General features: G+C 57.6%; 1 protein-coding gene. It reads right to left on the reverse strand.

Annotated elements, in window-relative coordinates; all coding sequences use genetic code 11:
• A partial coding sequence (locus AC5RE1_RS04290) for a phage holin family protein (protein WP_493938403.1) occupies positions 1 to 171 on the reverse strand: 171 nt, incomplete at its 3' end.
• Positions 172 to 328: the final 157 nt, after the last annotated feature.

A 328-nucleotide genomic window follows, 5' to 3' on the forward strand; every position in this document is an offset into this window, starting at 1 on the left:
GGCCAGCACCCCGGTGATGTAGTCGGCGATAGCGAAGACGATCAGCGCATAGACGAGGCCGTCGAGGCCTCCAAGATAAGCGGCGAGCCAGGCACCAATACCAGCGATCCCGGTTTGGATGGCGTGCCAGATGGCGTGAAGAGACATGGGAATGATTCCTTTCGTGGGCATAAAAAATTGCCCACACCCATCTGGGGTGAAGGCATCTAAAAATTGGTGTAGTACTGGGCTACATGGTCGGGTCGGTGAGGACCTCGAGAATTGGCAGGCTCAAGTCGAAGGACGCCGCCTTGGGCGCTGGGAGTTCTTGGGCTTCGATGGTCTCTGC

The organism is Actinotignum sp. usb-actsch-rep-73 (assembly GCF_059082735.1).